Consider the following 12280-nt stretch of genomic DNA (forward strand, 5'->3'; position numbering starts at 1 on the left):
TACCTTACGTGTAGCGTTCCAGACAACCGAAATTCTTACAGCTCCTATATTCCGTCGTCCATATTGAAGAAATTATACAGATAGGTAATACTACAAATTAACGCCGGCCTGCCAATTGCGTCGGTGCTATTCCAAATTGTTTTTTAAATGCAAAGGAAAAATGTGAGAGGTCTTCAAATCCTAAGTCGAGATAGACATCCGAAGGCTTCTTATTTTCTTGACTGATAAGGAAATGGGCTTCTTGCAATCTCCTCTTTACCAGCCAGTGGCCGGGCGTTTCATGATAAGCTGCTGCAAAATCCCTTTTGAATGCAGATATACTTCTTCCTGTCAGGTAAGCAAAACGTTCTACATTTACATTGAATTTATAATTACTGTTCATAAATTCTTCCAGATCTATTTTTCCAGGTCTTCTAAATTCAAATAAAACCGCTGCAAGCTCAGGTCGGGTCTTCAACAAGATAATTAAAAGCTCCTCATATTTTAGATCTTCAAACGCTTCATCGAGTTGCATAACACCTTTATAATAAGGCTTTATGGATTGTATGAAACTTTGAATCAATTCCGTACTTTGGATGTCGATAATCGTATCCTTCAATCCTCTGGTTGTTTGTTTTGATCTGTGCTTGCTTTGAAAGTCCTGCAAAAATGGCTGATCGAAGCAAAAAATAATGGGTTCAAACCTTTCTTTGCTATCCAATAACTCATATTTGGCCAGTCTGTTTTTACGGGCGAGACAGGCATCACCTGCTCTGTAAGTATAGCTTTGAGTGCCGTCATAAACGCGGATCGTTCCTTTGACAATGTATATGAAAACATGGTCAGGAATAAACTGTTCCCTCAACATGTTTACTCTGGTGTCATCTGCTATCGTCCTCATTTCAAAAAGCGTTTTTTAGTGGATGGCCCAAATAAATTAATACCAAGGGCATCAACAAGAATGGGATTTCTATCAATGCAAATTTATAGTTTCCCGCCTTTAAAGCGAAAGCCATCATCAAGATCAGCAACACCGCGCGTAAAATATTTCCTATAAAAAAAGTTTGTGGAAATAAGATCAACACTGCCGAAAGTATAGACCAGACCCCGATCATGGTTCGGATTGTATCGTTAATACCCAGCAGTATTATCATTTCTGCATAAGCTGGCGAAGGTGTGCTGAAGGTTCTTGAACCATGACTAACCCCAAAATAAACGGTAACCAAAATCAGCAGGCTACTAACCATTTTTATGGTCATTTTGGATTGAGTTAAATTTGATCATACTGTCTACCGATGCCAGGATAGATTCTTCCAAATTGGCTACCGGTTTCCAGCCTAAGTCTGTTTTTGCTTTTGCATTGCTCACATTGCGGTTCATCCGGATAAACATGGCCCCCTGCTTTGCCTGCTCATTAAAAAGAGATGCAATTTTTAACACAAAGGCTGGGATCTTTTTGCTGGAAACTTTCCCGGACACCTCAGGCCTGGCTGTTTTTAAAAATGTTGCAATTTCCGGCATTGAAATTTGTCCATCTGCCGAAGCTATAAATCGCTGACCATTCGCGTTTGGGTTTTCCATAGCCAAGATATGCAAAAGTGCTACATCCCGTACGTCTACGATATTTAATGGGATCGGCGGGATTGCTTTCCAAGTGCCATCAAGCATATTTTTCAAAATATCTAAACTGCCGGAAACATGCCCGTTTAAGGATGGCCCGAAAATGGCAACAGGATTAATGGTTACAAATTCCAGATTACCGCTTTGATTTTTGATGAATTCCCAGGCAGCCTGTTCTGCCAGAAGTTTGGACTTTTCATAAATTGATAAGCCTTTTAAATTTGGATCTGTCCAGTCAGCTTCGGTAGTTTGTCTTCTTTTATCGGTCTGGCTAAATCCTACTGCCCCAAAATTCGAAGTCATAACGACCCGTCTTACACCGGCGTTACAGGCAAATTTCAAAACCCTTAGAATGCCTTCCACGGCAGGTCTTATGGCTTTGTTTTCATCTTTGGGTATTTCAAAAAACATAGGAGATGCAACGCTTAACACATACTTGCAATCTTTCATGGCCTCCTGCCAATGATCATCACTGGCCAGTTCGGCTTCAACAAACGAGAGATTCTCAAAAGACGAAACTCCATTGGCTTTTAAGGTTTCAATCAGTTTATCCTTGTTTGCCATTGAGCGAAGCGTAGTTCTTACCTTATATCCTTTTTGCAACAATTGCAGCACTATGTGCAAGCCAACAAAACCATTGCCACCTGTAACTAAAACAGTCTCTAAACCTTCCATTTTTTAATTTTTTATATCGCAAAGTTTGCAGAAAATATGGAATGGGACTTTGTTGAAAAGTCCAATAACACTTTGCTAAAAGGTCCATTTACCTTTTTAATGGAACAGCCATGCATCGTTTAAACCGAAAGAATTTAGGATAAGAATTAAAATTTGAGAGTATTCAATGCCGGAATGATGTCAATATCTCTCATTGACAAATCTGTTACAGTCAGGTATTGCTGAGCCAACAATATTAGGCCGATCTCAATGAATAGTTTGCCTCTCGCCGCTGGCAAGTTCTGTCGGCGTTATCCCAAATTGTTTTTTAAACGCAAAAGAGAAATGTGATAAATTTTCAAAACCTGTTTCTAAATACACTTCGACCGGTTTTCTGCTTTTCTTAGCAAGATGATAATATGCTAATTCCAAACGTCTTTGCGTTAGCCAACGCTGTGGCGTTATCTTATAAATTTTATAAAAATCCTTTTTAAAAGTAGTCAAACTGCGTCCTGTCAGGTAGGAAAACTTTTGAAGCAACATATTTGCGGTCGCCAGCCAGACCCCTTTATTTGCTCCCGGAATGAACGCTGTCTTTTTCGATGTCATCATTTTATTATTTAGTTGATACCAAAATTAGGCAGCATCTTTTTAAACGTCAGGAGTCTTAGCTCACAAACCGTGTGATCAGGATGGTAAAACAGTCATTAAAAATGAATCCTCAGCCCGCAGCCAATCTTAATAATATCCGTAACAGATAATGATGATGGATTAAGCACATAGCTGATCAGATACAGATCGTTCGTGTTCAATTCGATATATCCGGTTACAGATTTAATTCTCCCTGTACTTTTCAGCTCATGGGTGACAGATGATTCTGTCGCAAGATGAAGCCGGAGTGCAGACTTCCACCAATAATATCCCCGTGGGAATCTTTCAGGCCAGTTGAGATAAAACTGGTCGCCAAAATGGTATACCGCTTTCATCCCAACATCCAGAGGATTAATGGTAACCGTATTTGAAACTTTTAGTTTTAGTGGAATGTAGAACAGCGATGTGGAAAGTAAATGGAGATTCCCTCCCATTTCTTTCGGGACATATCCGTAGTTCAAACCGGCGCGTACCCGTTGCCTAAACAAGTCGTAGCCTCCGCCAACACTTATAAATCCAATGCTTCCGGCATATTGCAGCCCAACATAATCCGGCGCCAGGTTTTTCAAGACTTGCGCATAGGAATTTCGATCTGCTGATCCGGTCAGCAGCAGGATAACTACCCACATTTTAAAATTCATTCTAGTAATGTATTATCGATTTGAAGACTTTTCCATTGACAATTTTGAGCAACACAAAAGCATTTTGGTTGAAAGCATAGCTGGTCATATACCTGACCCCATCTTCATATGGGTAAAAGTCCATATGCTGGTGGACGTGGCCATGCAGGGAGAGCAGCATTTTAGGCGTTTGCCTTAATAGCAACGGATATGTTTCGGCCAGTTCCCGATCAAATTCCAGCTCGCTAAATGGTGGGACATGAGAAACGGTAATCATATACGCAGCATCTTTACTATCCGACAATGCATGGGAAAGCCAGGGCATGTCAGGAACTTTGCGTCTGGAATATTCCATGCTGTTTGTGTTATGTGCAATGAATTTTATACTGTCGTAGACAAACGAGAAATCCGTCGGACCAAACATTCTCGTAAATACTTCTTCCCCGTTTGCAACCAGGTCGTGATTTCCGATGACGCCGATATAAGGTTTTTCGAGACGTCTAAGGCGGTTGTTCAACCATTCAAATTCCTGTAAAAGACCAAAGTCTGAAATGTCACCCGCCAGCAGGACGAAATCGACAGCATTCAGCGTGTTTACTTTCTCTACGAACCGGTCCATCTCATCGTACCAGCGCTGTGAGTCGCCTACAAAAACAACGGTCACTGTGTCGTCAGCCGGGTTTGAAAAAAGTTTTGCCAGATTTTTCTCATTCAGTTGTGTCGGCGAATCGCGGTCACTGATTTGGTTGGGACTGAATTCGATTTGGTTACAGCAAGTCAGCAGTAAAACGCAAAAAATCCAATAGCGCTTAGCCCAAAAAGATGAGTTTGAATGAGAATGATCTTGACATTTCATGAGGTGAGTATCCATTATTTAAAAGGATACTTTAACCAGATCAATATCAATGGCAAAGTCAGGAAGGGAATTTCTATCAATGCCGTTTTTGTATCACCCGCTCTCAATGACAAGGCCATGATCAAAACAATGGTGATGGCTGAAAATATATTGCTCAGGAAAAAGGTTTGCGGGAAAAACAGCGTCAATCCCAGGACGATCGAAAACACACCGAAATACGGCATAATGGTTTCCGTAATACCCAGGTTGGCCATCATCTTCGCCTGTTCAGGGCTGGGTGGACGAAACGCGTCCCACCCGTGTTTGATACTCAGCGCTGCTGAAATTAAAATGAGTATGATGCTAATGACTTTCATCTGTAATTGTTTTATGTTAAAAAAAGTTTTTTTCAAAAATCCGCCCCCAACGCAGCCCATTGCCGCCTCGTCATTTTAACAAATAGGTGTTGAAGATATAGCCCATTAGTATGGACACCGGGCATGTCACTTTATGTTAGGGATTTCTCATATTTAAAATACATCCCCGAATGGTACGGGGTGTATTCTCAAATCAACCGTACATTAAACTGACACCTACCAATTACGCGCGACCGAATACGGATAACTGCCATGAGCATCAACTGTTGGACATATACGTTACCATTACATCCCGGAAATCACACAGCACGCTATCCATGCAGCAGGCCCACATGTCAGTTAAAGGATTGCCTGAATTCCAGTGGGCTTTGTTTTGTCTTTGCCTTAAAAAGCTTATTGAACGATTGCGAATGTTCAAAGCCCAGTGCATAGGCAACTTCGCTTACCGTTAATTCGGTCGTAGATAATTTCTCCTTGGCCTTTTCTACCAACTTTTCGTGGATATGTTGCTGGGTAGTCTGGCCGGTTAATTGCTTGAGCAAACTGCCTAGGTACTTAGTTGAAACATTAAGTTTCTCCGCAACGTTTTTAACAGTTGGCAATCCCTTAGACATCAAGTCATCGTCATTGAAATATTCGTTCAACACCGCTTCCATTCGCTCCAAAGTTCTGCTGTTGGTTATTTTTCTCGTGATAAACTGGCGCTCATAAAAACGTTGCGCATAAGTAAGCAGCAGTTCCAACTGCGCAATGATGACATCCTGGCTGAATTTGTCAATGTTGGATTTGTATTCGCTTTTGATGTTGGAAATAATGCCATTGACCAGGGTTTCCTCGTGGTCAGAAAGGAATAACGCCTCATTTGTTGAATAACCAAAATAATCGTAGTGCTTGATCTTTTTTGCAAGCGTGGTATTCCATAAAAAATCGGGATGGATAAAAAGCATCCAGCCTTCGAGCTTGTGCGGCACACCATTCTCTTCACCACGCAAAACCTGCCCGGGAGACATGAAGGCCATTAGTCCTTCGTCAAAATCGTATTTCTGCTGGCCATAGATTAGTTTGTCACATCCCCTCTTCATAGAGACGACATACAGGTCAAATATGACAACATCCAATCCTGTATTATTTTTTAGCCCGGCTAAATCAATGAGGCCTATCAACGGATGATATGGTTTCCCCAACCCCATTAGCCGATGGATTTCCGTGATGGACTGTATTCTGTAAGGTTTCTTATTTTCCATATATTAAGGTTATCAAGTTGAAGGCGCTCGGCTAGAGGCGCTCGGCTAGAGGCGCTCGGCTCGAGGCGCTCAACGTATTACCGACTAAACAACAAAGTATTCTTTTTATTTTAGACTACGGTTTTGCAATGTTTTATTTTTTTAAATTCTGGATTTCCATACCTTAACAACACGGCTGGAATAAGCCGGCTTGCAAATTTCCATTTGTTTCATATTTTGTTATTGCAAAGTTCATCAGTTTTCAGATATTGGTTGTAGCCAAAATGCCCAATCTTGTAGTCAAAAGAGTAGATGTTGCTGTCCTGATCGTTTTTTGTGACATCGAAGACCGTTTTGGATCTTTCAAAATATTCGCGTTTGTTATAACCAATAACTCAAGTTTCGCAAATGCTAAGCCAATGTTCTCCGCTTGTACCAGATTGCTAAACACTTTGAGGGGCTTTCGCCGAAAGAATTCATTGGTTAGCCGGCTTTGAAAAAAGTTTTGCCAGATTTCTCTCATTCAGTTGCGTGGGTGAATCCCGTTTGCTAGTCTGGTTGGGACTGACTTCGAACTGATTACAGCCAGTCAGCAGATGGAAAAGGATATTTTTTCATAATTCCACTCGTACGCCGAATGTAGGAAATACCCCTAATCCAAGATTGAAAACATTGCCTGTTTCGGGTATGTAAATTTCGGAGTTCACATTAAAGCGGTTGGAGACATTAACGAGATCAACAAAAGCTGAAAACACACCCCACTTCGTAAGAACATTATAATCCGCTCTTAGATCCAGGCTGATAAAATCCGGTAGCCTGTCTCCGTTTACCTGCGTGATTTCCTGTCCGTATTTTTGATTGTCCGGATTGCCCAGTACATCAGGATGAATTATAAATGCATCTGTTGGCCGGCCTGTGCTGTACCTGAATTTTCCCGAGAAAATCCACTTGTCGCTTGGCTTATAACTTCCCAAAATACTTATCGTATGCGGTATATTAAAAGCATAATCGTATTCGCCCAAGCCATTGTTATCGTTCCTTTTGCTTTCCATAAATGAATAGCCAAGCTGTCCATAGTATTTACTCGAAAGCCGTTTTGTAAGGCTGAAATCCGCTCCGTATGCGTATCCATCACCATCGTTGGTCAGATAGCTTTCTACCCTGTTGGGCTGGACAATGACATCATCGAATCTCTTGTGCCAGCCCTCAGCGACAAATTTCCAATCGTTTGCGATCTGAAACTTATATCCCAGAATTGATTGAAACGAGCGTTCATTCCAAATGGTATTGCCGCTGGACTGCCCGGCCACATTGGTATAGGCTGCATCCTGGTAATAAATCCCGGTAGCAAAATTCAGACTTTGCCTTTCACTCACCGCATAGCTGCCGCTCAATCTTGGAGACAAAGTGTGCTGCCCGGTAAACCCGGTATAATCGTACCGCACACCCGGATTAAGCGTAAAGCGGTTCGACAGTCTCCATGACAGCGTCACATAACCCGACCCATTGAAGGCACTGCCGTCGTATCTGGAATTGTAAAGGGCAGGGTCAAGTATCTGGTAATAGCGCGGAGAATTTGTATTAATGTCTCTGGTGCGCAGTGTAAATATCGTATCAGTCTGGAATAGCCTTCTTTCATAATCCAGATTTACCATCATTGCGTCCACTCCCGCAGTGAGGATTAGTTTATCGAAGTTTTTTGTGTAAATAGATCGATATCCTACCTCCTGCTGGTTGTTTTGGATACGCCTTAAATTCGCAACATATCCCCGGTGCAACGGATCCACAACTACTCCTTCCGAATCAACCGAAGGATTATATCGTCCAAAATTGTTATCCAGCCTCGATGATCGGTAATAGAGCACATTTTTGAGATAGCTTTTGGAATCAAGCAGTGTTTGCAAGTTGACACCGACCATCACATTGCTGCTTTGATGGTTCCATAGCGCGGTCCCGGTGCTGTTATCATCATTGAGATTCACGCCTGCTTCTACATCATCTATGGTTCGGGAAGGACTTTCGGGATTATACATCGCTATGACCGAAAGCTTATTCCGTACGTTGATTTGCGTGGTAGATTTTACCATATAGTCGCCCAAAGTGATCGTATTGGCATTTTGGCCCAGCAAATTGAGTAGCATTCCAAAGTTGAGGTAACGGCCTGAGGCAAAAATGCTTGTTTTTTTCGAAACGGGCCCGTCAGCGATAAGCGTGGCACCCAGCAAATCAAACTGCCCGCTGAACGACCAGCTTTCCTTGTTGCCCTCCTTGACACCCAGACTCAGGTAGGAAGATGACCGACGCCCAAACGCCGCATCAAAACCGCCATTCTGGAACTGTACATTGTCGATTACCCTGGGGGCGAAAATGCTAAATCTGCCGCCATTCGGATCATTGAAGCCTGAATTAATACCTTCTGCCTCCAAATGCGAAAGATTAAACATCGGAATGTCGTCGACCATATATACATTGTCCTGCGTCCCCTGGCCTCTTGCAGCAATAGCTGAAAATTGGGAACCACCACTGACCACACCCGGCAGAAACGAGAGCGCACGCATGATGTCGCCCTGAGCGCCAGGATTGCGGAAGATTTCTTCGCGGGACAGGGAGTACGAAGAAACCGGTGTCAACGGATTCATTTCGCCACTAAACCCCTTCACGGTAACTCCGCTCAGCACGGACACATCTTCCAGCAACTCTATTTCCGAATAGTAAGTCTTGTTACTGGTGATAATAATTTCGCTGATGATTTTTTTTTGGAAACCGACGGAGGAGATCGTTACCGAATGAGCACCAACGGGTATATCATTGATGGAAAATACACCGGATGTGTCCGTTACAGCTCCTTGTTTAAGATCATCGATATACACGTTGGCACCTATGAGGGGCTGCTTTGTTGCTTTTTCAATAACTTTACCTTTCAGATTTCCGGATGACTGAGCAAACGATAAGAAGCTGGCCATACTCATGAGCAAGCTTAATACAATGAAGCGATTTGGGAGATTTGCGTTGTTCATAACACTCATGTTTTAATTTATTTTTCAGTGATGAATGTAAAAGTAGATGCGACAATCCGGCCATTTTTGGAATTTATACCAAACCGGTTAGCTTTTATAGCAAATCGGTTTTCTTGCAAAAAGGATTGGAAAAACTGCATAAAGTACACTCTTTGTGTGGGTTTGATCTAATAGTTAGTGCCTTTTGTATAAAATCGGCAGACCGACGGGCATTCCGTTTTACTTTTGTTTACTTTAAGAAATAAGATATGGGTAATTCAGCAGATCATGCAATGATGACAAGAGATTGGGTATTTAGAGGTTTTGTATCTGATCAATACAGGATTTTCCGGCATTTTACACTGATCTTTCTCATCGTTTTGGTCATGTTCAACAGCCAGCCACAGTTTGTTGAGCCGATCATGACGATTGTCCGTATTTCACTCATCCTGATGTTTGTTCTTTTATTTTATACAAACATGTATTGGCTCGTACCGCGATTTTTATTTAAGGATCAATATTTAACTTATGTATTATCGGTTCTGGTCATTATAGCTGTAATAGCCTTTATTTATTTTTCCAGTTGGAAAATTTTGGGTGCATACAGAAGAGCTGATGCATACAAAGAGGCCGCAGGAATATTTTCGTTATCCTTTATAGTGCTTGTACTGATGATGTCCTCGACAGCCATAAAATTATTTCAGCGCTCCTTGAAAGACAGTATACGAATCAATGAGTTGGAAAAAACAACGATGCGATCGGAATTAGAGCAGTTAAAAAATCAGATCAATCCCCATTTCTTGTTTAATATGCTCAATAATGCGAACGTTCTCACCCAAAAAGATCCTTTAAAAGCATCCCAGGTGCTGATGAAGTTGAGTGATTTGCTTCGGTATCAATTGTACGATAGTGCCAGAACCAGTGTGCTCCTTACCGGGGATATTCATTTTTTGGAGGACTTTCTGAATCTGGAACAGATTCGAAGGGATAATTTTGACTATCTCGTTTCTAAGCAAGGCGATTTAAGCGGAGTCCAGATCGCGCCTTTACTGCTTATCCCCTTTGTTGAGAATGCGATAAAACACAATGCTGACCAGGAAAAAAGGTCGTACGTGCATTTGTATTTTGACGTACATAATGGAGAGTTGAGTTTTAAGTGCGTCAACTCAAAGCCCCACGTCAAACTGACTAAAAACGAAGTTGGAGGATTAGGATTGGCTAATGTAAAGCGAAGACTGGAATTAATTTATCCAGGTAAACATGCCCTGCAAATAATAGATAATCCTGATACATATTTAGTAATATTAACCCTCAGCATATGACCTGTATAATAGTAGACGATGAACCTTTGGCACGGGAGGCCATTCAGATATTGCTGAGTAAGATTAAGGGGCTCCAGCTTATAGGCAATTTTAGCAATGCCAACTCAGCGTCCCTATTTTTAGAGGAAAACTCAATAGATCTGATCTTCCTGGACATCCAGATGCCTGGAACCAATGGAATTGATTTTGCGAAAACCATACCTGGAAAAACACTTGTAATCTTTACCACCGCTTACAGCGAATTTGCACTGGATAGTTATGATGTAGAAGCCATTGACTATTTGATCAAGCCAGTTCGGCTTGAACGGTTTCAGAAAGCCGTGGAAAAAGCGCAATCTTATTTAAAGCTTCTATCCATTGATCACTCTGGCAACAATATTGAATCTATTGCCTCCGACTTTTTCTTTGTACGGGCAGACCGAAGAACGTTTAAAGTATACTTCAAGGATATCTTATTTGTTGAAGGTCTGAAAGATTACGTTATCCTGCAAACACAGGAAAACAAGATCATCACGGCAATGAATATCAAAACGATTCATGAGCAACTGCCTCCAAAGCTTTTTGTAAGAACCAGCAAATCTCATATCATCAACGTCCAGCATATCACTTCCTTTGATAACAATACGGTTTACATTCAAAAAAGTGAAATCCCCATTGGGGATGTATACCGGAGTTATTTCTTTGAAGAGTTCGTTGCGAAAAAATTAATAGGCAGGAAGTAGGTTCACTGATGATTTTACAACAATTCCTTTCAGCTACAACATTGCGAAATTTAGCTACAAGCATGATCCGAGTGCTGATGAACTTTGCATAAACAAATATCAAAGCAAGTGACTTATCACTGTTACGATAAATAAAAATATGTTCAAATCAAATTTGCAGATACAGGACAAGGAAATAGCGTTAGCCGATGGAGTATAAAATTTGATACAACATGAAGATAATAAGTACGGTATTAATTTTTGTCAGTTCGACGGCATCTACATATGATAAGGCATTTTATTGTATCACTGAGTGGAAGTTTTTCCAGCGGGTAAGCCAATTCAGCAGTATCAACTTTCGCATTTAATTTCAAGCTTCGTTTAACTGAATAGATTTTAGTATTTCAAACACTACAAACCGCAATTTGAGCACTTTTGTCAGGATTGTCTTTCAGAAATTTGTATTGTAAATTTAAAGATAAACAAAAATGAAAGTAACATTGATAACAGGTGCATCAGGCGGCATTGGCGAGGCTTTGGCGTATCAATTGGCAGAAAAAAAACATAACTTACTGTTAGTAGCCCGTAACGAAGAAAAGTTGAAACAGCTTTGTGCAGAATTATCTCTTAAAAATGGGATTACCGCCCAGTATATAGTGGCTGATCTGAGCAAACCCGACGCTGCAAAATTGGTTTTTGAAGAAAGTAATAATAGAAATTTTTCTGTAACGCTGTTAGTAAATAATGCGGGAATTGGTTCGAGCGGCGAGTTTTCAAAAAACAACCTGCAATTAGAGCTGGATATGTTGCAATTGAACAATGCCTCATTGGTGGCTCTTTGTCATTTGTTTTTGCCCGATATGATAAAAAATAAAAATGGAAGTATTATCAATGTCGCCTCATTAGCAGCTTTTTTCCCCAGTCCATATATGGCCGTTTATGCAGCTTCCAAGGTCTTTGTTCGTTCGTTTACGGAGGCACTTACACAAGAGTGTAAACCATATGGAATAAAGGTCATGTTGTTTAATCCTGGTTTTACCAGTACAAATTTTATGAATACCACAGCTAATGATAACGCCTGGGGCAAGGTTCTTACCGAAGGTGCTTATACGCAAACTTCGGATCAGGTGGCTACCGAAATGATACAAGCCTGGGAGAAGAAAAAATCATTTCATGTATCTGGCAGAATGAATGCCATATTGATAAAAATAGGAGGATTAATTCCTAACTCACTGATAGCAAAATTATTTGCCGATAGTAAAAGAAAAAAAATGAAGCTATAATTGAGCAAATACAGCCATG

At 41.0% G+C, this 12280-nt stretch carries 12 protein-coding genes; 3 read left to right on the plus strand and 9 right to left on the minus strand.

The window, feature by feature from the left end; genetic code table 11:
* Positions 1-97: 97 nt before the first annotated feature.
* The 9 genes from L0657_RS22615 to L0657_RS22655 all read right to left on the minus strand — a co-directional run bounded on the left by L0657_RS22615 (position 98) and on the right by L0657_RS22655 (position 8976).
* A complete protein-coding gene (locus L0657_RS22615) occupies positions 98-880 on the minus strand; it encodes an AraC family transcriptional regulator (protein ID WP_235153043.1) in 783 nt (260 codons plus the stop codon).
* Between the two features lies 1 nt (position 881).
* Positions 882-1226 (minus strand): hypothetical protein, encoded by a 345-nt coding sequence (locus L0657_RS22620; RefSeq protein ID WP_235153044.1) that lies wholly within the window; start codon positions 1224-1226, stop codon positions 882-884.
* Complete coding sequence (locus tag L0657_RS22625) at positions 1219-2274, minus strand: aldehyde reductase (RefSeq protein ID WP_235153045.1); 1056 nt, start codon at positions 2272-2274, stop codon at positions 1219-1221. The genes L0657_RS22620 and L0657_RS22625 overlap by 8 nt, the downstream gene beginning before the upstream one ends.
* 246 nt (positions 2275-2520) lie before the next feature.
* Positions 2521-2865: a helix-turn-helix domain-containing protein gene (locus L0657_RS22630; protein WP_310588300.1), complete on the minus strand. Its 345-nt coding sequence runs from the start codon at positions 2863-2865 to the stop codon at positions 2521-2523.
* Positions 2866-2960: 95 nt separating this feature from the next.
* On the minus strand, positions 2961-3545 hold the full coding sequence (locus L0657_RS22635) for a hypothetical protein (protein ID WP_235153046.1): 585 nt from the start codon (positions 3543-3545) through the stop codon (positions 2961-2963).
* Position 3546: 1 nt separating this feature from the next.
* Positions 3547-4380: a metallophosphoesterase gene (locus L0657_RS22640; RefSeq protein ID WP_235153047.1), complete on the minus strand. Its 834-nt coding sequence runs from the start codon at positions 4378-4380 to the stop codon at positions 3547-3549.
* Between the two features lie 14 nt (positions 4381-4394).
* Positions 4395-4736: a hypothetical protein gene (locus tag L0657_RS22645; RefSeq protein WP_235153048.1), complete on the minus strand. Its 342-nt coding sequence runs from the start codon at positions 4734-4736 to the stop codon at positions 4395-4397.
* Positions 4737-5071: 335 nt separating this feature from the next.
* Positions 5072-5980 (minus strand): AraC family transcriptional regulator, encoded by a 909-nt coding sequence (locus tag L0657_RS22650; RefSeq protein WP_235153049.1) that lies wholly within the window; start codon positions 5978-5980, stop codon positions 5072-5074.
* A gap of 593 nt (positions 5981-6573) precedes the next feature.
* Positions 6574-8976 (minus strand): TonB-dependent receptor, encoded by a 2403-nt coding sequence (locus tag L0657_RS22655; protein WP_235153050.1) that lies wholly within the window; start codon positions 8974-8976, stop codon positions 6574-6576.
* Positions 8977-9224: 248 nt separating this feature from the next.
* Here L0657_RS22655 and L0657_RS22660 point away from each other — a divergent pair, with 248 nt between their 5' ends.
* The 3 genes from L0657_RS22660 to L0657_RS22670 all read left to right on the plus strand — a co-directional run bounded on the left by L0657_RS22660 (position 9225) and on the right by L0657_RS22670 (position 12261).
* A complete protein-coding gene (locus tag L0657_RS22660; RefSeq protein WP_235153051.1) occupies positions 9225-10277 on the plus strand; it encodes a sensor histidine kinase in 1053 nt (350 codons plus the stop codon).
* A complete protein-coding gene (locus tag L0657_RS22665) occupies positions 10274-10999 on the plus strand; it encodes a LytTR family DNA-binding domain-containing protein (RefSeq protein WP_235153052.1) in 726 nt (241 codons plus the stop codon). Before L0657_RS22660 ends, L0657_RS22665 begins: the two co-directional genes overlap by 4 nt.
* 467 nt (positions 11000-11466) lie before the next feature.
* A complete protein-coding gene (locus L0657_RS22670; protein WP_235153053.1) occupies positions 11467-12261 on the plus strand; it encodes an SDR family oxidoreductase in 795 nt (264 codons plus the stop codon).
* The last annotated feature ends 19 nt before the right edge of the window (positions 12262-12280 follow it).

The organism is Dyadobacter sp. CY345, assembly GCF_021502725.1.
In the GTDB taxonomy this organism is placed as follows: Bacteria; Bacteroidota; Bacteroidia; order Cytophagales; family Spirosomataceae; genus Dyadobacter.

What these genes read in the sequence shown, in the direction of transcription:
- L0657_RS22620 (WP_235153044.1), bottom strand. Translation starts at nt 1,226, where the DNA reads ATGGTTAGTAGCCTGCTGATTTTGGTTACCGTTTATTTTGGGGTTAGT.
- L0657_RS22625 (WP_235153045.1), bottom strand. Translation starts at nt 2,274, where the DNA reads ATGGAAGGTTTAGAGACTGTTTTAGTTACAGGTGGCAATGGTTTTGTT.
- L0657_RS22665 (WP_235153052.1), top strand. Translation starts at nt 10,274, where the DNA reads ATGACCTGTATAATAGTAGACGATGAACCTTTGGCACGGGAGGCCATT.
- L0657_RS22670 (WP_235153053.1), top strand. Translation starts at nt 11,467, where the DNA reads ATGAAAGTAACATTGATAACAGGTGCATCAGGCGGCATTGGCGAGGCT.
- L0657_RS22660 (WP_235153051.1), top strand. Translation starts at nt 9,225, where the DNA reads ATGGGTAATTCAGCAGATCATGCAATGATGACAAGAGATTGGGTATTT.
- L0657_RS22645 (WP_235153048.1), bottom strand. Translation starts at nt 4,736, where the DNA reads ATGAAAGTCATTAGCATCATACTCATTTTAATTTCAGCAGCGCTGAGT.
- L0657_RS22630 (WP_310588300.1), bottom strand. Translation starts at nt 2,865, where the DNA reads ATGATGACATCGAAAAAGACAGCGTTCATTCCGGGAGCAAATAAAGGG.
- L0657_RS22650 (WP_235153049.1), bottom strand. Translation starts at nt 5,980, where the DNA reads ATGGAAAATAAGAAACCTTACAGAATACAGTCCATCACGGAAATCCAT.
- L0657_RS22640 (WP_235153047.1), bottom strand. Translation starts at nt 4,380, where the DNA reads ATGAAATGTCAAGATCATTCTCATTCAAACTCATCTTTTTGGGCTAAG.
- L0657_RS22635 (WP_235153046.1), bottom strand. Translation starts at nt 3,545, where the DNA reads ATGAATTTTAAAATGTGGGTAGTTATCCTGCTGCTGACCGGATCAGCA.
- L0657_RS22655 (WP_235153050.1), bottom strand. Translation starts at nt 8,976, where the DNA reads ATGAACAACGCAAATCTCCCAAATCGCTTCATTGTATTAAGCTTGCTC.
- L0657_RS22615 (WP_235153043.1), bottom strand. Translation starts at nt 880, where the DNA reads ATGAGGACGATAGCAGATGACACCAGAGTAAACATGTTGAGGGAACAG.